Consider the following 25,082-nt stretch of genomic DNA (forward strand, 5'->3'; position numbering starts at 1 on the left):
AATCAAATTGATAACAAAAATTCATGAAATACCTTCAATTTAGTAATAATGACAGAATCCCAATGTTGGGTTTAGGCACTTGGAAATCAGCCAAAGGTGAGATTTATCAAACCGTTAGAAAAGCCATCGAAATTGGTTATCGCCATTTTGATTGTGCCTTAATCTATGGTAATGAACACGAAATAGGGCAGGCAATTTCAGATGCAATCAATAATAAAGAGGTAACCAGAAATGAGCTTTGGATTACCTCAAAACTATGGAATAATCGCCATAAAAAAGTTGATATTCAACCAACTATTGAAATAACATTGGACAGTTTGAAACTCGAATATTTAGATTTATACTTAATTCATTGGCCAGTAGCACTCTTAAACAGCGTAAATTATCCAAAAGATGGAAGTGAGATGATTGACTTGAAACACATTCCTTTGGTGGAAACTTGGCAGGGGATGATTGCTTTAAAAGAAAATAATTTGACTAAGCATATCGGTGTTTCAAATTTTAGTATTAAAAAAATCAATGAATTAATCAATGAAACTGGCGTTTGTCCAGAAGCCCTACAATTAGAACTGCATCCATTTCTTCAACAAAATAAAATTGTAGATTTTGCCAATGCCAACAACATCATCCTCACTGGTTTTTGCCCTCTTGGTTCGTCCGATAGACCCATCAATAGGATTACAGCAGGTGAACCCAAGTTGTTTGAAAATAAATCAATTATAGATATTGCCCAAGAGAAAGGAAATACACCCGCACAAATTATGCTCGCTTGGGCAATCAATAGAGGCACATCGGTCATTCCAAAATCCGTAAATCCACAAAGGTTAAAAGAAAATATTGAAGCCGCTGATATTGAACTTACACCTTTAGAAATGGAGAAAATTAATCAATTAGATCAACATTATCGATATATTAAGGGTGATTTTTGGTGCTTAGAGGGCAGTGGCTATACCCTTGAAAACCTTTGGGATGAAGTTTGAAGTAGGGCTGGAATTAATAAAGACAATATGCTTTTATCTGGGCGTTCGTTTAGCGAAGCCTTCACTTATCTCTCAAAGTTTCCTAAAACCTAAAGCAAGGGAAATCCTCATATTTGAAAGGGTTTAATGAATATATTAAAATGTTTAAAGGCAAAAGGAATATTTATCCCTGATACATTGTACGGACGGGACGATCTTTAACATTTTGAGCCGTAGGAATTAGCCTACGACTTTTGTATTATTCCAAACAAGCTATTTCAATAATTGAATAATATTTGTTCTAAATATTTTCCCAATTGGAATGATGTGTTCACCAATAAATATTCTATTGCCTTCTATGCTTTTAATATGTTTTGGAGCAACTGCGAATGATTTATGCACTTGTATCAAAACATTTTTGGGCAACAATTCTAATAAAGTTGATATTTTTTCTCGAATGGTGATTGGTTCATTTGTAGTCACTATTTTGCTGTAATTTCCTGTAGCTTCAATGTATTGGATTGTTTTAATTTCAACTTGAATGGACTTTTTATTACTTTGTAGAAAAATTCGATTTGAAATTTCATTGCTTTCTGATGGCTCAATAACTTTAGCCACAGTACTACTAAACGCTTTATTAATGGCTTTTAAAAAACGTTCAAAGCCAAATGGTTTTAGTAAATAATCCGAAATATTATGCTCGTAACCTTCAAGTGCATATTCTTTATAAGCTGTTGTTACAATTACTTTTGGTGGATGAGTTAAGGTTTTCAGAAATTCAAAACCTTTTAAGATAGGCATATTCAAATCTAAAAAAATCAAATCTACTTCATTTTTATTCAAGTATTCAAACGCTTCCAATGCGTCATAACAATTCTTCATCAACTGCATTTGTGGCAACAAATCACAATAGCCTTTGATAATGTCGTGAGCGATAGACTCGTCATCAATAATTAAATATTTAATCATAATTGGTTTAAAATTAATTGTACTTTGTAAACATTTTCAGTAATCGAAAATGACAATTTGTGTTTATTAGGATAAATCAATTCTAACCTTCGTTTTAAGTTTTTCAAACCGACTCCTGATTTATTTTCTTCATTATTAGAAATACCAAAATTATTTTCAATCGTAAATCTTATCTCGTTTTTATCAGAAACAACATCGACTTTCACAAAAGCGTTTTCTCTCAAAGTCTCAACTCCGTGCTTAAAAGAATTTTCTAATAATATGATAAACAACAAAGGAACTACTTTGCAGTTTTCATCAATATCAGCGTTGAAATGAATCACTATATTCTTGTGATACCTCATTTGATGCAGTTCAAAATAATTCTTTAAATAATCAATTTCTTCTTCTAATGTCACTATTTCTTTTTCGCCTTCATAGATACTATAACGCATCATATCAGATAATTTAAGGATTAATTCTTGTGCTTTTTTAGTATCCTTAGCAACTAAACCATATAAATTATTAAGCGTATTAAAGAAAAAGTGAGGATTCACTTGGCTTTTCAAAAGCATTAATTCTGCTTTTGCTTTTTCGTTTTTTAGCTGGGCAATAGCAATTAGCTGTTTGGTAAACCAAAAAACACCAACGCCAAACAACAAAATGTAATATGAAATAACAAGAATGGTGACTTTTGGATGATAGTTCCCTAAAAAGATAACGGATTTATTATCGGTGAAAATTACTTCAAATGCTGTAATAATTATCGGGACAAGTGCTACTACAATAACTAGCGCAAGTACAAACAAATTCGTATTGTATTTTTTGAATATCATATCGCAAAATTAAGGCAAATGTGTATCCCCTAAAATAAAGTTGACCAACAACTGATATACGGTGTTGAAATTTAACCAATCTATGATGAAATCACTTTATACACACTACAAGACTTTTTATAGTACTTAATAATGTGTTTGTCACAATTATTTTAAAAGTGATAAAACCATATTTACGTTTGCTGAAACTTTTAATCAAAAAAAATGAAAAAAAGAATTTTCAGGTACGTAAAGCATATAACTGCAACAATTTTAGTCCTCGGAACGGTAGGCATCTTATTTGGTTTATATCACGGGGCAAGTTTCCATTATGGAGATGACCCCAAAATGATGAATTGGGATAAAGATGGACCTTATGTTTTCTATAAAAATGATAGTGTATTTAATATGAATTACATCAGGGGAAATCAAGATAATGGATTTTCTTTAGACCAAAAGGAGTACACCACAGCTACAGAAATCCCAGCTTTTTGTTATTTCTCACTTGATTCCACCCAGTTTGAATTTTCAATAAATACAGATATGAAAACTCCAGTAAATACCTATCATGATAATAACAGGATTTTAGCAATTTCAGATATTGAAAGTGGTTTTAAAACTTTTCGTGATTTTCTTATCAGTAACAAGGTGATTGATAAAAACCTGAATTGGACTTTTGGAAAGGGTCATTTAGTGTTAGTGGGCGATTTTGTAGATAGAGATTTTTCAACAACCCAAGTACTTTGGTTTATTTATAAATTGGGACAAGATGCCGTAAAACATGGCGGTTTGGTTCATTTTATTTTGGGAAATCACGAATTGAAAAATATGCAGGGAAATTATGAAACGGCATCTCAAAAATACTTTCATGTGGCAGCAATTTTAGGAAAGCAACAAGACCAATTATACGATTCAAATTCTTTTATTGGGAAATGGATGGCAAGTAAAAATACCATTGAACGTATTAACGGAATACTTTTTACGCACGGAGGATTACACCCAGATTTAGTAAAATATCATGTAACCTTAGATGAAATCAATAAAATTGTAAGGAAGCATTATTACAAACCTTATTATCCAAAATCAGAGAAAAACTTAACACAATTGTTGATTTCCACCCATACAGGAATTTCTTGGTATAGAGGTTATTTCAAAGATGATTTGACACAAGAAGAGGTAGAACGTGGTTTGAATAAGTTTAAAGCGAAGTCAATTGTGGTTGGACATACACTTCAGTCTAAAGTCAACCGACAGTACAAGGGTAAAGTAATAGGCATTGATGTGAAACACCCGAAAGATTACCATAAAAACTTTCCGAACACTCAATCAGAAGGTTTACTCATTGAAGGGAATAAATATTACAGAGTTTTTCATAACGGAGAAAAAGAAGAAATATAGCGTGAACATCTGTATGTTACAGAACTCAATGAAGCCCTTAGACCTGTTAAACCTTAAATGTATTATCTTTATTAGCTTCAGATACAACCCTCGTTAGTCTAAGTGTTTTTCACTTAGACACATCAATAAATACTTATCAGAAGTATTTTGGCACATATTTTCGTCTTTATTGGTTCACTAACAATACGTACACTTATCATTATTTGTGAATTTCCTAAGACCTAAAACAATGAAGAGCCTCACGCTCGAAAGGGCTTATTGAATATATTAAAATGTATTAAGGTTAAAGGAATATTTATCCCTGATACATTGTACGAGCTTGACGCTCTTTAACATTTTGAGTCGTAGGAAACAACCTACGACTAGTTTGAGAAACTACCGAAGCCAACCGCTAACCCAAGTTAAGTTCAACATCGCCTTCATATTTTAGCTTGCAGCTATCACGAAAGCTTAATTATTGGCGGTAATTATTATTTATTGTCTGGTATAAAATTTAATTCTTTAGGATATTTATTAAATGACTTCACTTTGTCCTTTGCTTTTTTGTAATAACACTCGTTGACATATAATGTATTCAATGTGTTCCATTTACTTTTAATCTCTTTTGTTTTTATTTCCAATTCAGGATTTTGAGGGTCAGAAGCTAGTAAATATAATGGCTCTATATCGTGTCTGATTTTCTCATATTCTAACCCAAGTTTCCTATGCGTTTCTGATTTTTCTCCAGGTTTAATGAATGCTTGATAACCAGCTAATATTGCAACAATGAATGCTATTAAAGGCAAAATGTATTCTTTCACCCAAGGATAATTAATAAATGGAAATCTATATGTAAAGGCAACTATATTAGTTAAAACAAATGATGATATTCCAATATATTTTTCAAGTTTTGTATAAAAAAGAGATTGGAAGCAATGTGCATATTCGAGTTGGTGAATTTTTCTCATCCAATCCAATAAAAGAAGTTCTGATTTGTTCATAATTGGGTATCTATTTTATCAAGCAGGTAAATAGGTGAAATATTCATCTTTCTGTTTATCTCAGATTCAACAATATCTTTTGGACCAATTACAAAAGATTCTCCTAAGCCGTCTTTTCCTGTAAAAGAAAAAAATGTTGCTGACGAATTAGGTGAATTTACATGACCTGATTGATGTAATTTGCTAGGTTCAATTTCATAGTATCCTTTAGCAAAATGAGTTTCCTCACTCGTTTTAAAAAGTCTAGCATTAATATTTTTGTTCACAGCTTTAGATGTATGCTGATTAACTTCATTTAAGGACTTGTTGTACTGAACTTCAAAGAAAGAATGTGTCGTGTCACCTGAATCTGTTTCATATTCATATCTATCATTCTGCACTTTACCTGTAATAATCCAGCTTTTTGTGAAAAAAGTGTGGGAATGAATTGAGAAGTCTTTACATTTCTTCAAGTCCATATATTCTTCAAGTGAATCATCCCAAATATGAAGTCTTATGAAATCAAAATTTATAAGCGAAGCATCTTGTTTATATAATGGTATTGATAGAAAGCCTTGAGAACCAATTGAAGATATAGTAAGTTCCGCAGGGATAATTCTAATTGATTTTGAAATCAATTTCCAAACTTCATTTGTGTCTAGTTGCTTTTTGTTCTCTCTACAAAAAATAATTTCCTTAACACCTACTAGCCTATAAATAAATGAGCTAAAGTAATTATCCGAAGTCTCGTCTGCAAAATCAATTAATTCCTTTGTCGGTTTTGTGCTAAAGTCATTGAATAGCAAAGTCTTGATATCGTCTAAAGCTATAATCTTGCTTAAAAATCCCGTGGCATAAGATTTTACAATCGGATTATAAGAATCGCAGAAGTCAGTGATGTTTATTATTTGATTATGGGGCATTCTTAAGTCTGTTTATAATTACCACTAATGATGGTATTGACGCATGTTTTTTAACAATTTATCCCACGTATTGCGTACAACTCACTAATATGTGAAGGTTTTGTAGTACTTTTTGTATTGTTAGTGCCAGTCTTTATAATTCCTGACAATTCTACAAATTAAAAGTCAACATCTACTAATTCGCTAACCTTTACTTTCAGGGCATCCGCAATCTTTTTAACCATACTAATGGAAGAATTATTCTCAGCTCTCTCAATTCTACCTATTTGGCGTGTATCAAGGCCAGATAGCTCTGAGAGTTTTTCTTGAGATATACCCAAGCCCTCTCTTAAGGTAACAATTCTTTTACCTACCTTCTCTAAATATCTTTGATCTCTATATTGCTTTGTCATTAAGCAAACTTGAGTATAATAAAGAAAAAATATTAGGACAAATATGTCCTAATATAAATATTTTTACATATATTTGATTGATTTTAGTCATTGAAATAAGGTCTCGTTAGCAAATTCCGACAATTTGATTCTCAACCGAGACAGTAGATTGATGTCCGTGTGACTACTTTTGCGTAATTTTGGCAATGTAGCACATGGGCTACTGCTGTATTAGTCTTGAGAAGGCGTCGGAACCTTGCTAAACTGTAGAGCGTAGTCATGTGCTACATTGCTTTTTATAGCCTTCTGCAAGAGACTCGTAAAATAGGTGCGAGTTATGAAACATTTCTTTTTTTATCCCAATCATGTTAAGGCCGTATTCGGCCTTGATGTCAGCGCATGCCCTAAACAGCGCTACAAGAACATCATCAAAGCACCTGTATAAGGTCACGCTATTGTTTTAATGTTTTAATACATTCATCTAAATAAAAAACCCATGAACGCAAAAACCTGCGTAAGGGCATTGCTATGCCTTTACTTTTACATATCTGTACATTATCTAACCGCTCAGGCTCTTAAGGTGGGAGACAATATCCCACCTGAGCTTTGGAACTTGTCCCTAAAAGTGGCTAACCACCCCCAAGGCAAACAAAGCCTGACCCTGAGCGAGTATAAGAATAAACTAATCATCCTAGACTTCTGGGCTACTTGGTGTGCTCCCTGTATTAAATCACTCAGTAAACTGGATAGCCTTCAGCGGAAGTTTGGCTCGGAAATAGTCGTTATCCCCATCACCAATGAAACTGCTGGCAAAGTGCTTCCTTTGTTCAACAAGCGAGGCTGGCGGCTTCCTAGCGTGCTGGAAGACACCATGGTAAGACAATACTTTCCTTACTACGGTCTCCCCCACCAAGTATGGATTAGGAATGGAGTATTTTTTGGTGAGTCTGCTTCCTCTGCTTATGCCAATGTCACCAATATTAACCGTGCTTTAAAAGGAGACAATTTCGTCCTTTCTCATACCACTCCTCCCGTTAGCTTTGATTTTAATCTTCCTTTGTTCTATAATGGTAACGGAGGTACTTTGGAGCATCCCCGCATGAGGTCTGTCTTTTCTAAACGCATCAATGTGGATGTGGGAGGAATTCGCCTAGGTAAAAACAGCATCATGCTATACAATGCTTATTTTATCACCCTCATCTATGAGATGTACAGTGCCTACATCCCCTTTGTTGGTAGAACTAACCGCTTTGTCTGGGAAGTAAGTGACTCGCTTAAACATGAGTTGCTAGGCACCTACCGAAAGGAAACGGGTATTTACGAGCAAGACAAAGACTACCAACGATGGCAGAACCAATACATGTATTGTTATGAGTTAAGCTTGGATACTTCGCTAAACATTTCCCGCAAAGCACTTCGAGAGTTTATGAGTGATGATATTAACCGCTATCTAACACTGGAAAAAGGCGTGAAGACCGTCGTAGAGAAAAGAACAATACCCTGTTATGCTATTGTTCGGCTGGAACATGCCTCTACCTTGCCTTCCCTGAAGGTTGATGTTGCTAATGTTGAATCTGCTGAATCTAGTAATGCTGATTTCTTCACACTCAATAATCAATCCATAAGACGTTTAACCAGCTACGTTAGTGCGGTCTTATCAAGCCAGCCTTACCCTGTCTTGGATAGGATTATTTCGGACACTAAGGTCTCCATTCAGCTGGATAAAAAGCATCTTACCATTCCCACGATTAAAAGAGCCCTCAACAAAATCGGTTTTGATTTGGCACTGACAGCACAGGAAATGGATGTAATCGTTGTAAAATATGCTAATACTTCAAACCATTAAACCCCTAAACAACATGAGAAAAGTCTATTTTATAAGTATGTTAATGGCATACTGTTCGCCACTATATGCCCAGCTGTTAAAAAGCAGGGTGATTACAGCCTCAGATGGAATTGAGGTTCCCGGTGCATCCGTAAGACTCATTAAACAAGGTACTGGGACGCTTACAGATAGGAATGGTTTCTTTGAAATAAGCGCTACTCTTCCCAGTGATACACTGGTAATCAGCAGTATTGGTTTTAAGTCACTCAAAATACCGGTTGCTGTTTCCCTAAAATCATTGCCTGCCTCTCTCAGCTTGGAAATACAAAACAGTGAACTTCAGGAGGTAATCGTTTCTACGGGATACACTAAAATCAGCAGTGAAAGAGCCACAGGGTCTTTTATCCATCTTAATAATGAACTCATCAACCGAAGTGTCAGTACGGATATTCTGAGCCGTTTAGAGGGAGTAAGTGCTGGTCTGCAATTTTACAGAACCAATATATCTCCTCACGGAAATACCTCAGACTTAAGAGTCAGGGGGCTTAGCACCATTCATGCCTCAAGTGCTCCTTTAATCGTAATCGATAACTTTCCTTATGAGGGGGATATTAATACCATCAATCCCAATGATGTAGAAGACATCACCATCCTGAAAGATGCAGCCGCTACTTCTATATGGGGTGTTCGGGCTGGAAATGGCGTAATCGTCATTACCACCAAGCAAGGCAAGTACAATAAAAAAACAGCGGTTAGTTTACAGTCTAACTTTACCTCGGCTGATAAACCTAACCTATTCTATAATCCTGCCTTTTTGAATGCCCAAGACCTCATTGACTTTCAACGCTTACGTTTTCAAAATGGTGGCTTCCAACAAAATAACTGGACTTTGCTCTCTCCTGCTATTGAACTCCAAATTGCTGGTCAGCAAGGAAGGATTAGTCATGTGGAGATGGAACGACAACTAAAACTTTTGGCCACCAAAGATGTAAGAAAAGACATGCTGAAATACTTGTATCAAACTTCTCTCAATCAACAATATTCGCTGAACATTTCAGGGGGTAATAATGACCTGAAATATGTCACATCGGTTGGATTTGATAAAAACCTTACCGCAAACGTCGGGTTTAGCTCTTCAAGGGTAACACTCAATAATCAACTAAACTATAGATTGGGTAAAAAACTGGAGGTCTTTAGTAGCTTGTACTATGTCCTTCAGGCTTACAAAAACAATGGACTCCAGCCATCAGCCCTTATTCCTAGAGAAGGCGGGGCATTGCAATCTTATACTGCTTTGATAGATGAAGATGGATTGCCAGCAGCCATCCCCTACAAATACCGTCAAACCTACATTGATGCGGCAACAGCTACTGGCTTATTAAACTGGGCTTTTAAACCCTTGGAGGAACTTAATTTAGCTGATAATACCTCCAACAATAACGAGATAAGAATGAACACTGGCTTGCGATACTCGTTGTTGTCTGATTTAGCCCTTGACCTTAAATACCAATTCAGAAGTGCTACTGGGGAAGTTCGTAATTATTATGCGCCTGAAACGTACTATGTCAGAGACCTTATTAACCGCTTCACTCAGCCTAATGGCACGAGTGTCATTCCTCTGGGAGGAATCTTATCTGGTTCAAGATCTTCTGGCAAGAGTCATTATGGTCGTCTGCAATTTAACTATCATAAATCACTCCAGCAACAACACCAACTCGATGCACTGGCTGGGGCTGAAATCAGGGAGGATCAATCAACAGCGGGGCCTGGTTACTTATTATACGGCTATGACAATCAGACATTGACTAGTTCACCTTATCTCAATTATGAAACTAGCTATCCCCTGCGACCGAGGTCTGCCAGCAGAATCCCCAATACCATTGCTGATGTCCAGCATTTCACTGACCGGTTTATCTCTTATTTTGCCAATGCTGCCTACACGTTTGATCAAAAGTATACCCTTACACTAAGCAGTCGGTGGGATGCTTCCAATATATTTGGGGTAGCTACGAATCAAAAAGGTGTTCCACTCTGGTCTGTGGGTGGATTATGGAACCTCAAGCAGGAGTACTTGACCTCAGCCTCAAGTAATACGATTGACGTGCTAAAGCTTAGAGCGACTTACGGGGTTAATGGTAATATTAATAAGCAGGTAAGTACCATGCCAAGTATTACTAACAGTATCGGTACGGTGACTAACTTACCTTCTGCTCAGCTTCTAAGCATAGGTAATCCATCTTTAAGGTGGGAAAAGGTAAGCGTCTGGAATACTGCCCTTGACTTTTCTTTCCTGAATGGCAGCATTCGGGGTAGTTTGGAGTACTATCAAAAAGCTGGTAGTGACCTGATTGGCTATGATTATCTAGATCCGACCTCTGGAATCTTTTCAATAGGACTGGGAGGAATCACTAATATTGATAGTCGGATTAATGCTGCCAACATGCTTACCAAGGGAATGGATTTGGAAATCAGTGGGCTCATTACTAAGGGTAAGCTCAAATGGTCTGCTGTACTACTGGCGAGCTGGACAAAAAATAGGATTACTAAGTATAGTGGGACAGAATCACCTGCTATCCAGTCTTTTTTCCCCGTATCAAATGCTGCAAGGGCTCCAGCCAGAGAAGGAAAGTCTGCGGATGTAATCTATGCCTTGCCTTGGTATGGCTTAAATCCTGCCACAGGGGCAATGCTAGTGTATTCCAATAACGAATTGAATGAGAACTATGCTGCCTATTGGTCCTCATTGCAAACGGCTAGTCTTCAAGAAATGGGGGTAACTGTACCTCAACATTTTGGGAGTGTTAGAAACACGCTGACGTGGAAGGGACTAAGCCTTAGCGTCAATGTTGTTTACAAGGCTGGATACAATTTTAGAAGAAGCAGTATCAATTATACTAACCTAATCAACTATGGGAATGGGCACAAGGATTACTTGTTAAGGTGGAAGGCTCCAGGAGATGAATTACATACTACTGTCCCAGCGCTCAGCATGCGAGCTAATACCACCAGAGAGAATATCTATCTTAATAATGAAACGCTTATTGAAAACGGAGCGCATCTTAGGTTGAAAGACATCAATCTTAGTTATAAGTTTTCTGCGCCTCAACTAGGTCTCAGCAATATTTCGGTTTTTATGTATGTAAATAATATTGGCATACTATGGCGAGCGAATAAACAAGGGCTGGATCCAGATTTCCCTACCTCAGACTACCCTCCTATCAGAACTTATTCTTTGGGCTTTAAAATTGACCTTTAACTATACTAAAACGCATACAAATATGAAAAGACTTTATACAATCATCGCTGGCTTGCTATGCTGGGTATCGGTTTCCTGCCATACTGATTTTTTGGAGGTTAAACCCGATAGCAGGCTGGCAGTTCCTGCTTCATTAAAGGATATGGATGCCTTAATGGATAACATGACTGTCATGAATACTACTGCTGTGCTCATCATGGGGGAAATTGGCACGGATGATTACTACTTGAATGAGACAGAATGGAATTCACTCACTAACCCTTATCAAAAGAATGGCTATGTGTGGGCTGTCGATATTTATGAAGGTCAGCAGTGTCCGGGGTGGAATAATGCTTACACGAAGGTCTTGTACAGCAATATCGTATTGGAGGGGCTTAGTAAGATACAACCAAACGACAAGAATATGGAACAGTACAACAGGATTAGGGGGACTGCTTTGTTCTGGAGGGCATGGCAGTTCTTTCAACTGGCTCAGATTTTCTGTGATGACTATGAAAAGGAAACTGCTAGTCAAAAAATGGGGATTCCGATTAGGTTGTCTTCTGATATTAATCAATCTAATGTTAGAGTAAGTATAGAGGCTACTTACCAACAAATACTCCATGACCTTGCTGAGGCGTTGACTTTGCTTCCTGTATTACCCAAAGAAAAGACTCGTCCTTCTAAGCAGGCTACGCTGGCACTTTTAGCTCGTATCTATTTACAGATGAAGGAGTATGCCCTTGCTAAGCAGTATGCTAATCAATGTCTAGCAATCTCTGATGAATTAATGGATTATAATAAAGTGGACAGCAGGTTAAGTTTTCCATTCCCTCTTTATTCCTTTGGGAATGTGGAACAGCCTATGTTTAATGTGATGCTGGAAATTCAGGTGTTCTTTTCTTACCTGAAAGTGAATCCAACCTTGCTGGCTTCTTACGAGGCTAATGATTTAAGATTCCCGGTGTATTTTTTAAAAGCTAACAACGACTATACTTTTAAAGGGTCGTATAATGGTTATGATACGTTTAATCCTTTCCCTGCGCTTGATGAGCTAATGCTTATCAGGGCGGAATGTAGTGAGAGGCTGGGGAATCATGAGGATGCCTTGCAGGCGCTTAATACGCTTTTAATCAAGAGATACAAAACAGGTACTTATCAAGCCATGACGGTGGCTAATACCAAGAATATCCTGACTGAAATTCTGAATCAAAGAAGAAAAAGCTTACTATTCAGAGGGGTAAGATGGAGTGATTTGAGGCGACTGCGAAAGGAAATGGGTTATATCCTTGTTCGTTCGCTAGGAACTAAAAAATATGAGTTGGCTCCTGAGCATGAAAAACTGTACACTTGGCCTATTCCTGATAATGTGATTAATCTGGGGGGTATTGCTCAAAATGTAAGATAAATATGATACCCGGTGCTTCAATTATAGAAGCACCGACCCTTATCTTCTTCAACACCTACAACAATATATCCACGTCCTAAATTTTCAAAATCATTAGCAAATGTTCCAACAGTTCTTATGATAGCAGTTGGATTCCAAATTTTTAAAATGCTAATCGTTCTGACTCTACTGTTTTACCATGTAGAATGGTGGATATATTTAAGGGTATCGACATGGTTTAATATTTTTAGCATTATCGGAAAAGTACAAAATATTATGTATTAATATACAGCCGTATAAGCTTATCATCACTGTAAAGTTAGAACATATATTCTACATAAAGAAAATGAATACTTAGGCAGAAAATACCCAAGACATCAAAGAAATACTTGGAAGTAACAACCAGTAATTGAGAGAAAGATTTTTTATTTTAATGAAGTAAGAATAGTGTAAATACTGAGAGAATATAGTTGGCAGTATTGTAAACCTTGTAGCTACTAAGCTAGAAAAAAGGGCTTGGATCGTTGTTTTATTAACAGCTAATTTACCTGGTTTATCACCTAAAATTGAGATGATTATATGATATTTATACGAATTCGAGCAAAAAGATTAATAATGTAAAATTTATGTCAAAATAGTGTAAGATTATTATCAGATTAGTGTAAACAAGGTAGTTAATGTAAAATTTATGAACAATTAGTATAAAATTAGTGTAAGATTAAGGAATTGAGATAGGAGTATTGATTTAGTAAAGGGTTAAATATTTTTTCACTACTTGAGTAGTGAAGCAAGATGGAGATTATGTATACATAAACTGGCGTGCAAGCACTTTTACAGAAGAAATAATTTTGCACATCAAGCTAAAATATCAAAACCTATGGAAATAAAGAAGCCAAAACAATCAGGACGATTTAGCTTAGAAGACGCCTTATCCCAGCAAGGTTAACCCAGATATAATTTGAAGAGATTAAACAAAAAGAGCAGGCTTAAAAATATCAAGAGCAGCCTACATTCGTTCGATGATACTCAAGTGGAAGGTTCAATATCAGTTTACAAAAGAAGAGAAACCTCCCCAAAAACAATTGATAGGTATTGTCAATAATATTAATCAACGCTTAAAACTTACTCATATTCATGGCACAGAAAGAATGATTAAACAAGTGAATTTACCGCTAGGAAATATTGATACAATCTTAGATAAGTACAATCGTGATAGTAGTTGTCAGCAAAAAGGAAAGTCATTTGAAGGCTTAATCAATTACTTATTTGAAGGAAGATTAAAAGATAAAGGGGCTGTCAATAAATGCACTGAAATCATTAGTTATTCTGATAATTCGGAGTAGGAGATAGAGTAGGTCTAGGTCGCAATAGCTAGCAGGACAAGGTAAATCATTTGAAAGTCGGGTGCTTGAAGAAGGAAATATTGTTTTCAACTTGCCTGAGATAAATAGCTTTGCGCTGTATCGGTATACATTGAAATAACAAGTATATTTCAATGAAATATATCTTTAGCTCTAAAAAAGAAACAATTCCTATGTTCAAAAAACTCGCTTTATTGACCCTTATTTGGGCTTTGTGTTTACCCATAGCTTTCTCGCAACCTACAGAGAAGTTTGTAAAAGTTTTAGTGGCTGCCGACCACGCCGATTGGACCTATAAGCTAGGAGAAAAAGTAAAATTTACCATTGCTGTTTTTAAAAACGGGAATTTGGTAAAAGATGCAAAAGTAAGGTATGAAATAGGCCCTGAGAAGCAAGAACCTTCTAAGAAAGAAGCTATTAGTTTGGCCACAGGCTCGCAAATTATTGATGGAGGAACGATGACAATCTCAGGTTTTCTCCGTTGTGTTGCTATTGCAGAAATTGATGGAAAAGAATACAGAAATCTAAGTACAGCCGCTTTTGAACCCTTGACTATCAGTCCAACCGTTGAAAATCCTGCTGATTTTGATACTTTCTGGCGAGAAGCGAAAGATGAACTAGCGAAAATTCCGATAGATGCTAAAATGACATTGTTACCAGAACGGTGTACAGAAAAGGTAAATGTATATCATGTTAATCTTCAAAACTTCAAAATAGGGGCAAGGCTTTACGGCATATTGTGTGTTCCTAAAAAAGAAGGAAAATATCCTGCTTTGTTGCAAGTGCCGGGGGCTGGTGTCCGTCCTTATGGAGGTGATATTAATAATGCAGAAAAGGGAATCATTACTTTTCAAATAGGGATTCATGGTATTCCTGTTACGATGGAACCATCTGTTTACACCGATTTGGGAGCTGGTATTTTGAATGGTTATCCTAATTATAACCTTGATGACAAAAATCGTTTTTTCTATAAAAGGGTTTATATGGGGTGTGTCAGAGCCAACGATTTTTTAACAAGTCTTCCACAATATGATGGTTCAAACCTAGCTGTTACAGGCGGTAGTCAAGGGGGAGCTTTATCCATCGTAACGGCAGCGTTAGATAGCAGGGTAAAATGGCTAGGGGCATTTTATCCAGCCTTGGCAGATGTAACAGGTTATTTAAAAGGCAGAGCAGGAGGATGGCCACACTATTTTGATAAATTGGGTAGAGCCTATAATGAAACTAAAGAAAAAATAGCGACAGTCGGGTATTATGATGTAGTGAATTTTGCACGCAGAGTAAAAGTGCCTGGGATGTATTCATGGGGGTTTAATGACGAAACCTGCCCACCAACATCTATGTATGCAGCCTACAATGTAATTACTGCACCCAAAGAGTTATTCTTAGCCCTCGATACTGGTCACTGGACTTATCCAGAACAGGGAGAAAAAATGAATAATTGGTTACAGGAAAAGCTAAAAGGAAAGTAAAATATAGCTTCTAGGATTTTCAACAGTGTGATGAAGTCAGTATTCTCTCATAATACTGACTTCCATACGTTCATGTTTAATAAAGTAAAAAACTTTTATGAATATCTTCAATCGTTTGCTGATAGTATGTTGTTTGATGGGTAATGTGGTTGCTGTAGATGCTCAGAACATAGAGACATCTAAGCATAACATCATGCCTGAGTTGAAAATATCATTCATAAAAAAGGGAGTATTAAGACCTAGGAGTACACAGGAAATAGCCTCTTCAAATTGGATTATTGGCTGTGAAACCCTTGACCGAGATATGGCTGACTATGATCAGTACAAGGCGTATATCGCTCCTTTGGGCATCAAACGATTAAGAATGCAAGCTGGTTGGGCGAAAACCGAAAAAGTAAAAGGTAAATATGATTGGCAATGGCTGGATAAAATTATTGACGATGCCCACAAACAGGGGTTTCAACCGTGGTTAGAGACATCATATGGTAACCCAATATATCAAGGTGGCGGTGGCATTAATTTGAGTGCAGGAATACCTACTTCGCCCGAAGCACTAGAAGCATGGGATAAGTGGGTTGAAGCCTTAGTGGTGCGTTATAAAGAAAAAGTAAGCGACTGGGAAATTTGGAATGAGCCAAATTTTGGAGATAATGAAATCAACCTTCCTGAGAAAGTAGCTGAATTGAATATTAGAACGGCAGAGATTATCAAAAAACATCAGCCAAAGGCTAAAATATCAGGCTTGGCAATGGGGCATATTGATTTAAAATATGCTGATGTTTTTTTCAAAACAATCTATCAAAAAGGGAAAATGAGTCTTTTTGATAATATGACTTACCATGATTATGTCTATAATCCTGATGCTAATTATGCTCATGTGGCAGCATTGAAACAGAGTTTAGATAAATATGCCCCGAATGTCAAACTACGTCAAGGCGAAAATGGTGCGCCTTCGTCAAGTGGATATGGACGTGGGGCATTGGGAGACTATGATTGGACTGAAGTTTCACAAGCCAAATGGAATGTACGTAGAATGTTAGGAGATTTAGGACATGATATAGAATCGAGTATTTTAGGAATTGTCGAGATGAATTACAGAGTAATGAACGGGCCTATTAATAAAAAGAATGTGAAAGGTATTTTAGAAGCAGATTCTCTAAACAGGGTTATTCGTCCTAAAATAGCATATTATGCGATGCAAAATGTTGCTTCTGTTTTTGATAATACCCTCCAAAGAATTAAAAATTTAGCAACTACTCATAATATCGAAACTCCATTAAAAGCAGATGAAGTAAAGTATAATAAGGGCACCGACAGGAGTTTGGCAGTATATGGCTATGAACATACGCAATCTAAAAAGCAAGTATTCACCATCTGGCTAGATGAAGCTATTCCAATTATTCCAATTTGACAAAAAATGTAAATTTCACTATCCTCAATGGTAATTTTGAACAACCTGTTTATGTAGATATTCTTACAGGGTTAGTTTATGAAATACCTGATAATCAGTGGCAAAAGATAGGGGATAAATACGTTTTTAATAATCTTCCAGTGTATGATGCCCCGATATTGATTGCCGATAAATCCTTGATTAGCCTTAAAAAATAGTTTATTGATTAGAACCTTTTATGAATGATAGATTCTAATCATCTTCCAGTTTGTTTCCTATATTCCATCGGGTTTTGGTTGAACTGTTTTCGAAATAGGCGATTGAAATTAGACAGATTTTTAAATCCACATTCATAGCAAATTTCAAGGATAGATTTATTGGTTTCTTGCAAGAGTCTACAACTTTCAGTGAGGCGCATTTCGATAACAAAACTCAAAAAAGTTTTTTGTGTACGAGATTTAAAATACCTACAAAAAGCTGATTCTGAAAGATTACTTATTCCAGCAACTTCTGTGATAGAAATGTCATCTTTAAAATGTAACAAAGCGTATTCCAACACTTTATTCATTTTTAAACTATCATTGATATTGATACCACTAATAGTATTTACCGAAATAGGCTGTAATTCTTGTCCATTTGAAAGAATATCAAAGATTTCGATAAGCTTACTAAGTCGCCCGACATTCCCTAGGTTAAGCATCTCTATCATGATTTGCTTGATTTTTTCTTTAGCTCCTCCCAACACAAGCAAACCATTCATCGATAATAGCAGTACTTTTTTCATGTTTGTCATTTCAGCACTATTGAAAAAATCTCCTCCTAAAAAATCTTCTGAAAACTGAATCACTATGGAGCAAGGTTTTATCGGATTATCGTCTTGATAAAAACAATCGTCAGCCTTGAATAAATGAGGTACATTTTTACCAATAAATGCCACTTCTCCTTCTTGATAAGATGAGAAATTATCCCCAATAAATTTCTTTCCAAAGCCTTTTTCGCAATAAACCAGTTCATACTCTTTATGAAAATGCCAAGGCGTTTCAAAATTTGGCGACTCATAACGGCCAATAATAAACGAACTTCCTGTGGCTAAAGGAAGCTTTTGGAAGACTGCATGCTTAGATATTTTTAAATTGGTCAAAATAGTATCGGTAAAAGTTATTTTATAGTGGCAATATAATATTATTCATTGTTTTTTTGTGTATTAATTTATGTTAATAACCTAAAACGGTATTATCCTACTTATTAAGTATGAAAAAAAATGTATTAAACAGGCGTAATTTTTTAGCTTTTATACCCGCTATTTCCATAGCATCAACGGCTTTGGCAAATCGTAGCCATCATCATTTACCTATCTCCTGTAACAGCTATAATTGGATTACTTTCTATAATAGAGCTCATAAAAAATGGGGTGATAATCTAGAACAAAATTTTTCTGAGTTTGTCAAAACAGGCATAAAAGCGTATGAGCCAAATATTGAAAGTCCAGCAATGGCTCAACAATTAATTCCTGTACTTAATAAATACGATATCGCATTGCCTTCTATTTATGTCAATAGTGTTTTACACGAAAAAGAGGCAATCAAAACCTCTATCAATACGATAATAGCCATTGCAGATGTAGTTAAAAACTATGGAACAAAAATTATTGTAACCAACCCAAGTCCGATAAAATGGGGTTCAAACGAATTGAAAAATGATGCACAGTTGAATCTTCAAGCACAGGCAATGGAAACATTGGGCAAGGAACTGAGACAAAGAGGTTTAACATTGGCTTATCACACCCATGACGTCGAGCTAAAAGCAGGTGCCAGAGAATTTCATCATATACTGCTAAATACCACTCCTCAAAATGTTTCTTTTTGTTTTGATGTACACTGGGTTTACAGAGGCTCCGACAACTCAGAAGTCGCCGTATTCGATGTCTTGAAGCTATATGGAAAAAGAATAGCTGAGCTACATATCAGACAATCTATTGGCGGTGTATGGGCAGAAACATTTACCGCTCAAGGTGATATTGATTATACCAGATTAGCCAATGAACTCACGAAAATGAATATCCATCCACACATTGTGATAGAACAATGTTTAGAACCCAACTCGCCCAATACTATGGATGTCGTCAGTGCTCATATAAAAGGACTTTCGGCCGTTAAAGAAACATTCTTAGGATAGCGTTTAACATTATTCAATTTAGAAAACCTTTTATTTAACAAAATGGAAAATTCAAGAAGAAAATTTTTAAAGAACATGGGTGGCTCAGTAGCCGCAATATCCATTGGCACTACTGGTGTAAATGCTCATGAAGAAGTACTACACAGAAAACTGATTCCTTCTACTAAAATTAGTGCTAATGATAAAATCAGAATTGGGTTAATTGGTTCGGGCATTATTGGACATTACGATACGGATGCCGCCCTTAAAGTTGATGGGGTGGAATTAGTAGCTGTTTGTGATTTATACACTGGTCGCTTAGATAGAGCCAAGGAAAAATGGGGTAATGGCATTTTCACCACCAAAGATTACAGAGAAATATTAGCCAGAAAAGATATCGATGCCGTATTGATTTGTACACCAGACCATTGGCACCAAAAAATAGCGATTGATGCGATGAATGCGGGCAAACATGTGTATTGTGAAAAACCAATGATTCAGAAAATAGAAGATGGACATGCTATTATTGAAACTCAAAAGAAAACAGGAAAGGTTTTTCTGGTTGGGAGCCAAAGGGCAAGTAGTTTAGCTGTTCTAGAAGCCAAAAAACACTTTGAAAAAGGAGTAATTGGCGAGTTGAGTTATGTAGAGGCTTATTGTGATAGAACCGATGCCAAAGGGGCATGGCAGTATTCTATTCCGACAGATGCTTCGCCAGAAACCATTGATTTTGATAAGTTTTTAGGCAATGCACCTAAAGTTCCTTTCAGTGCAGAGCGTTTTTTCAGATGGCGAAATTTTAAAGATTATGGTACTGGCTCTGCTGGCGATTTAGTTGTTCATTTACTGACAGGCTTACACACCATCACAGGTTCAATAGGTCCAAATAAGATATTTGCATTAGGAGAAGTAAACTATTGGAAAGATGGAAGAGATGCCTATGATTTAATCAACTCATTTATGGCTTATCCTCAAACACCTACGCTATCTTCTTTTCAATTATACACACGTATTAATTTGGCAAGTGGTGAAGGAAAAAATGGTTTTGGCATAAAACTCATTGGAACAGAAGGTTCAATAGAAGTTGGTTGGAACGACTTTAAAGTAAGAACATTGAAAAGAAGCGCAGCCCCTGGTTTCGGAGGATATGATTCTTTCGATAGTTTTTCTGCTCAACAAAAAGAAGACTATAAAAAATGGTACAAAGAAAAGTATGGCAATACCATGGGAGGTTTTGACATGGGAAAGACCATTGAATTTACAGCACCTGCCAATTATGACGACAGAGTGGATCACATGATTTGCTTTTTTAATGGAATACGGTCGAATATACCTGTTTTAGAGGATGCCACTTTTGGACTAAGAACAGCAGGACCATCTATCGCTTGTAATATTAGTGCTGAAAAAAACAAAGCATTGAATTGGGATGCCGAGAAAATGAAATTATCTTAAATAACTATTTAGCTCATGAAAATTGCCATGTTGGGGTCGGGTTTTATTGCTCGCTTTTATGCTACTTCACTGCATGCCCAAAGAAGAAAAGACTTTATTTATACGGTGTATTCTCGTAATATCGACAAAGCAAAACGCTTTGCAGAAGATTATCATTTACAGCATTTTACTGATAATATGGAAGAAGCCATCAACCATCCAGAAGTAGATGTTGTGCTAATTTCATTGCCTAATCATTTGCATGAAATAGCCGTAAGTGCCTGTGCTAAAGCTAAAAAACACGTTTTATGTACCAAACCTTTGGGCAGAACAGCAGCCGAGGCCGAACGAATGTTACATTTAGTAGAAGATGCAGGTATTTTTGCAGGCTATCTTGAAGATTTATGCTATACGCCCAAATTCTTAAAATCAGTAGCTAGCGTACAGCAAGGTAGCATTGGTAGAGTACTCTGGACAAAATCAAGGGAAGCACATCCTGGTCCACATAGTGATTGGTTCTGGGACAAAGAAAAATCTGGTGGCGGAGCAATTATCGATTTAGCTTGTCACTGTGTAGAAATCAGTAGAAATTTTATTGGGAAAGATATAAAACCCATTGAAGTAATGTGTTGGGCTGATACTCAAGTACACCCAATTGAAGCCGAAGACCATGCTATTGGGCTAGTAAAATTTGAAAACGGAGCGATTGGTCAGTTTGAGGTAAGCTGGACTTTCAGAGGGGGTATGGATTTACGAGACGAGGTAGTCGGTACAGAAGGTTCTATTTGGCTCAATAGTTTTTTACGCACAGGTTTTGAAGTTTTTAGCACAGGCAAAGGAGCAGGCTATGTAGCTGAAAAAGCGGAAGTAAATAATGGTTGGTTATTTCCTGTAGGCGACGAAGCCCACGAGTTGGGATACCCAAATATGTTTACAGATATGTTTGATGCCATTGAAAATCAACGTGAGCCACAGGAAACTTTTTATGACGGATATGTAGTAAATGCCATTTTAGATGCGGCTTTTATCTCTGCAAAAAGCAAGCAATGGGAAACCGTGCAACTCCCTATCTGGCGAGGATTGACTGGACAAACAAAACCTTCTGTTTACAAAGAATATGACAATGAGCATTGGTTAGTAAAAGAGGAGCTGCTTCCTAATGGAGATAAAAAAGTGATTCTAAAGAAAAAAACGACGGGCGAGATTGTAGAAATATCAACGTTAACTTAAATATATCAGCTGTTGGTTTCGCCTTTACGGTACTGAACAGGCGAAACACCCATTTGTTGTTTGAATAACCTTGAAAAATAAAATGGGTCGTCGATTCCAATTGCTGAAGCTACTTCATTGATACGCAAAGCCGTAAAATGAAGTAGTTGACAAGCTTTCTGAATCCTTAAATGATTGAAATACTCAATGGGTGCATAGCCAGTATCTTCTTTGAATTTTTTAGAGAAAAAGGAGATAGAAAGATGGGCAGACTGAGCAATTTCTTCAAGGGTAAGCGTATTAGCAAGATTTTCTTGCATAAACTTAATGGCTTTGTCGGTAGAACTAATCACGGGATGAGTGTCGTTTACTCGCTGAAAATGTTCTGTCGTAATAAAAGTAGATAAATAATAAGATAGCGAAAGATTGGCAAACAGCAGATTATTAGCACTATAACCTTTTAACAAGGTATTTGAAATTTGTTTGAATAAGTCATTACGCTCATTGGAAAAACCAACTTGAACGCTTTCGACACTATCATTCATAATAGCCTTTACAACATCATTGACATTATTTCCGTCGAGATGAAACCAATAAATTGTCCAAGGATTCTGAGCATCAGCTACGTAAGAATGAGGTACATTTTTAGGGATAACAAATATTTCTCCAGCCGAAATACTGATTATTTTATTTTGAATCTGAATGCGTCCTTTTCCATGCGTACAGTAAATCAAAATGACTTTTGAAATACCCAACGGACGTTGGTAATAATGGTGTAGTGCTTTGGGATAAAACCCCATACGGGTAATATAAAGCGAATGAATTAAGGGCAATGCTCTACTTTTATTAATTGCTAGGGTAGGAATTTCTATAATTAATTCTCCTTCAAAGCCTCTACTTTTTTGCATAAATATATTGTATTATTCAATTTTTATAAAAGTAAAATAATCCATGTAATTAATAAAATTGTTTAGTTATTATTTCTTTGAAAAAACGAATTTTGTATCAATAAAATATAAAAAATATTACATACAAAAATACGAAATGGATTTAAGTAAATACAGCCTTCAGCGAATCAAAAACACTTATTGTGTTCATTACTATATACTTAAAACTACTATCTTGATAGTAATTATACTATTTAATGTTTTGAGCACAAGCTTTGTAAAAGCACAACAATCTTATGCAAAGTGGACTACTGATGAATTGGTATTAAACAATGGATTTGTCCAGAGAAATATAAAATTACCTGTATTATCAGGCAGTTTTGGGACTACTACTTATAAACCCGTAGTGGGAGAATTTAGGTACTTTGAAAAGGTTAATCCAGAGTTTCAATTTGAGGTTAATAATAAAGTTTATGCAGGAACAGACAATTGGACTTTAGCAGGTATCCAAAAAATTACAGACACTAAGCAAGGCGAGGGAGTAGCAGTCAAGTTGCTAAGTGACGATAAACAAATTGAACTTACCATTAAATATTTGTTGTACCCTAACTTACCTGTGATTCGTAAAAATTTGGTCATTAAGAATTTATCAAACAAAAGTGTTTCTTTAGAATCTATAGATGTTGAGAAATTTAACATTACAGGATATTTTGCCACAACCTTTAGTTGGATTTGCCATGATTATGGAAGAAGACGTTCTATTGGTCCTTATGATGGCAATATGCAAGATGCCTTGCTAACAGTACATAATAGCGATTGGCAACAGGGGATGGTCATTGGTAATGAAGCTGCTGGTGTAATTAAACATACATCTGTCTTTTGGCAAGAGCCTACTATTTGTAGTGGCTTAACTCATAAAGATACACAGTTTCCTTTCAGAAAACACCTTCAGCAAGGAGAAAGCTTTGAGTCCCCACAAGTCTTTACGATGGTATATAATAATCATAAAGACCCTGACGAAATACTTAACACGGCTGTACCAGACTTTGTGCGAAAACATTTAGGCACACGCCTTTCTGAATTATCACAAAAACCAACTTTTGTGTATAATACTTGGATGCCTTTTCGCAAAGATATTAATGAGAAATTGGTCATGGAATTAGCAAAGGCTGCCGCTGATGCTGGCATGAAAGAGTTTGTGATAGATGATGGCTGGAATGATAACTATGGAGATTGGATTATTGACAAGAAGAAATTTCCTAATGGCTTAAAACCTGTGTTCGATTATATCAAATCGTTAGGAATGAAACCCGGTTTATGGGTAAGTGTCGGTAGTGCTTCGCCAGATAGCAAAGTGTATCAAGAACATCCAGAATGGTTTGTATTGGATGAAAACCAACAGCCTGCCAATTTGCATGAGAATGATTTAAAAATGCGAACAGCTTGCTTTAGTACGGGTTGGTACGATTATATCAAAAACGTTTTGATGAAACTGTCCTTAGAATACGGACTAGAATATTTAAAACTCGACTTTACGGTTGTTACCAGTCCATACAGATTTGGTCATAAAAATACAGGCTGTTACGCTACCAATCATGCTAATCATAAAGATCAACACGAATCATTTTATGTAAACTATGAACGTGTTTGGAAGCTTTTTGACGAATTGCATGCGACCAAGCCAACCCTATTTATCGACTGTACCTTTGAAACCATGGGTGGTTTACAATTGATAGATTATGCCATGTTGAAACATGCAGAAGGAAATTGGCTCTCTAATTTTTACGGTCCGCCACAGGAAAACGTCGATTTAAGAGTAAGAAATATGGCTTGGTGGCGTTCGCCTGCTATTCCAGCAACAGCATTAGTTATCGGAAATCCCGAAATGCAAGATGCAGGTTGGGAAATGCACATAAAATCGCTTGCAGGTGCTTTACCCATTATGTTAGGTGACCCAAGAAAACTATCAGCTCCAGATTTTAAGAAGTATAGAACCTATGCAGATTGGTTGCAATTGATGGAAAACAAACATCAAATCATGAGTTACAGGCAAGATTTAGCAGGTTTGGGGGAACCTAAAGAAGGGCAATGGGATGGATTTCAGCGCATTAATACAGAAACAAAATCAGGAGGAATAATTGGGGTATTTAAGCATGGAAGTTTGGAAAGTGAAAGACAAATATTCATCACATCCTTACAACCTGACAAAACCTACCTTATCAAACAAGCAATTTCTGGCAAGAAAATCATCCAGATGACAGGGAGCCAATTATCCTCTATTGGATTTAAGGTGAAAATCAATGAAAAATATAACGGAGAACTATTTGAAGTAATTAAGCAATAAAGGAACATTAAAAA

Annotated in this window: 20 protein-coding genes; 13 read left to right on the top strand and 7 right to left on the bottom strand. The window is 36.2% G+C overall.

Translation table 11 applies throughout. The annotated features are described in order from the left end of the window. The first annotated feature begins 23 nt into the window (after positions 1-23). Positions 24-980, top strand: coding sequence for an aldo/keto reductase (locus ABID42_RS14555; RefSeq protein WP_367284270.1), 957 nt, complete (start codon positions 24-26; stop codon positions 978-980). Between the two features lie 252 nt (positions 981-1,232). On the opposite strand, the gene ABID42_RS14560 is transcribed toward ABID42_RS14555, so the two are convergent. Together ABID42_RS14560 and ABID42_RS14565 are read right to left on the bottom strand one after the other, a co-directional pair. After that, positions 1,233-1,928 carry a LytR/AlgR family response regulator transcription factor gene (locus ABID42_RS14560; RefSeq protein ID WP_367284271.1) on the bottom strand — a complete coding sequence of 232 codons (696 nt, stop codon included), beginning with the start codon at positions 1,926-1,928 and terminating at the stop codon, positions 1,233-1,235. After that, positions 1,925-2,743, bottom strand: a complete 819-nt coding sequence (locus ABID42_RS14565; RefSeq protein ID WP_367284272.1) for a sensor histidine kinase — start codon at positions 2,741-2,743, stop codon at positions 1,925-1,927. The genes ABID42_RS14560 and ABID42_RS14565 overlap by 4 nt, the downstream gene beginning before the upstream one ends. Positions 2,744-2,947: 204 nt before the next feature. Here ABID42_RS14565 and ABID42_RS14570 point away from each other — a divergent pair, with 204 nt between their 5' ends. Next, a complete protein-coding gene (locus ABID42_RS14570) occupies positions 2,948-4,120 on the top strand; it encodes a metallophosphoesterase (protein WP_367284273.1) in 1,173 nt (390 codons plus the stop codon). Between the two features lie 470 nt (positions 4,121-4,590). On the opposite strand, the gene ABID42_RS14575 is transcribed toward ABID42_RS14570, so the two are convergent. From ABID42_RS14575 to ABID42_RS14585, 3 genes are all read right to left on the bottom strand, one after another. Next, positions 4,591-5,100, bottom strand: a complete 510-nt coding sequence (locus ABID42_RS14575; RefSeq protein ID WP_367284274.1) for an SLATT domain-containing protein — start codon at positions 5,098-5,100, stop codon at positions 4,591-4,593. Beyond that, a complete protein-coding gene (locus tag ABID42_RS14580) occupies positions 5,097-6,002 on the bottom strand; it encodes a hypothetical protein (protein ID WP_367284275.1) in 906 nt (301 codons plus the stop codon). Before ABID42_RS14580 ends, ABID42_RS14575 begins: the two co-directional genes overlap by 4 nt. 158 nt (positions 6,003-6,160) lie before the next feature. Continuing rightward, positions 6,161-6,394: a helix-turn-helix domain-containing protein gene (locus ABID42_RS14585; protein ID WP_367284276.1), complete on the bottom strand. Its 234-nt coding sequence runs from the start codon at positions 6,392-6,394 to the stop codon at positions 6,161-6,163. A 475-nt stretch (positions 6,395-6,869) separates the two neighbouring features. Between ABID42_RS14585 and ABID42_RS14590 the strand changes: the two genes are divergently transcribed. From ABID42_RS14590 to ABID42_RS14620, 7 genes are all read left to right on the top strand, one after another. Further along, positions 6,870-8,219 (top strand): TlpA family protein disulfide reductase, encoded by a 1,350-nt coding sequence (locus tag ABID42_RS14590; protein ID WP_367284277.1) that lies wholly within the window; start codon positions 6,870-6,872, stop codon positions 8,217-8,219. A gap of 13 nt (positions 8,220-8,232) precedes the next feature. Next, positions 8,233-11,454, top strand: coding sequence for a SusC/RagA family TonB-linked outer membrane protein (locus ABID42_RS14595; protein ID WP_367284278.1), 3,222 nt, complete (start codon positions 8,233-8,235; stop codon positions 11,452-11,454). Positions 11,455-11,476: 22 nt separating this feature from the next. Next, positions 11,477-12,841 (top strand): RagB/SusD family nutrient uptake outer membrane protein, encoded by a 1,365-nt coding sequence (locus ABID42_RS14600; protein WP_367284279.1) that lies wholly within the window; start codon positions 11,477-11,479, stop codon positions 12,839-12,841. 998 nt (positions 12,842-13,839) lie between these two features. After that, a complete protein-coding gene (locus tag ABID42_RS14605) occupies positions 13,840-14,163 on the top strand; it encodes a hypothetical protein (RefSeq protein WP_367284280.1) in 324 nt (107 codons plus the stop codon). A gap of 191 nt (positions 14,164-14,354) precedes the next feature. Beyond that, entirely contained in the window at positions 14,355-15,653 is a 1,299-nt protein-coding gene (locus tag ABID42_RS14610; protein ID WP_367284281.1) for an acetylxylan esterase, read from the top strand. 97 nt (positions 15,654-15,750) lie between these two features. Next, positions 15,751-17,064 carry a GH39 family glycosyl hydrolase gene (locus tag ABID42_RS14615; RefSeq protein WP_367284282.1) on the top strand — a complete coding sequence of 438 codons (1,314 nt, stop codon included), beginning with the start codon at positions 15,751-15,753 and terminating at the stop codon, positions 17,062-17,064. After that, positions 17,061-17,261, top strand: a complete 201-nt coding sequence (locus ABID42_RS14620) for a hypothetical protein (RefSeq protein WP_367284283.1) — start codon at positions 17,061-17,063, stop codon at positions 17,259-17,261. Before ABID42_RS14615 ends, ABID42_RS14620 begins: the two co-directional genes overlap by 4 nt. A 38-nt stretch (positions 17,262-17,299) precedes the next feature. Here the strand turns inward: ABID42_RS14620 and ABID42_RS14625 are convergent, their stop codons facing one another. Then, complete coding sequence (locus tag ABID42_RS14625; protein ID WP_367284284.1) at positions 17,300-18,184, bottom strand: AraC family transcriptional regulator; 885 nt, start codon at positions 18,182-18,184, stop codon at positions 17,300-17,302. 110 nt (positions 18,185-18,294) lie between these two features. Here ABID42_RS14625 and ABID42_RS14630 point away from each other — a divergent pair, with 110 nt between their 5' ends. The 3 genes from ABID42_RS14630 to ABID42_RS14640 are packed head-to-tail and all read left to right on the top strand — an operon-like array spanning position 18,295 to position 21,858. After that, a complete protein-coding gene (locus tag ABID42_RS14630) occupies positions 18,295-19,218 on the top strand; it encodes a sugar phosphate isomerase/epimerase family protein (protein WP_367284285.1) in 924 nt (307 codons plus the stop codon). Between the two features lie 42 nt (positions 19,219-19,260). Next, the gene (locus ABID42_RS14635) at positions 19,261-20,649 is read left to right on the top strand and encodes a Gfo/Idh/MocA family protein (protein ID WP_367284286.1); all 1,389 of its coding nucleotides are present in this window, start codon (positions 19,261-19,263) and stop codon (positions 20,647-20,649) included. Between the two features lie 15 nt (positions 20,650-20,664). Further along, the gene (locus tag ABID42_RS14640; protein ID WP_367284287.1) at positions 20,665-21,858 is read left to right on the top strand and encodes a Gfo/Idh/MocA family protein; all 1,194 of its coding nucleotides are present in this window, start codon (positions 20,665-20,667) and stop codon (positions 21,856-21,858) included. 5 nt (positions 21,859-21,863) lie between these two features. Here ABID42_RS14640 and ABID42_RS14645 read toward each other — a convergent pair whose 3' ends face one another. Then, on the bottom strand, positions 21,864-22,745 hold the full coding sequence (locus ABID42_RS14645) for an AraC family transcriptional regulator (RefSeq protein ID WP_367284288.1): 882 nt from the start codon (positions 22,743-22,745) through the stop codon (positions 21,864-21,866). Between the two features lie 241 nt (positions 22,746-22,986). On the opposite strand from ABID42_RS14645, the gene ABID42_RS14650 reads away from it, so the two are divergent. Further along, positions 22,987-25,068, top strand: coding sequence for a glycoside hydrolase family 36 protein (locus tag ABID42_RS14650; protein ID WP_367284289.1), 2,082 nt, complete (start codon positions 22,987-22,989; stop codon positions 25,066-25,068). Positions 25,069-25,082: the final 14 nt, after the last annotated feature.

Source organism: Arcicella rosea (genome assembly GCF_040543805.1).
Lineage (GTDB): Bacteria > Bacteroidota > Bacteroidia > Cytophagales > Spirosomataceae > Arcicella > Arcicella rosea.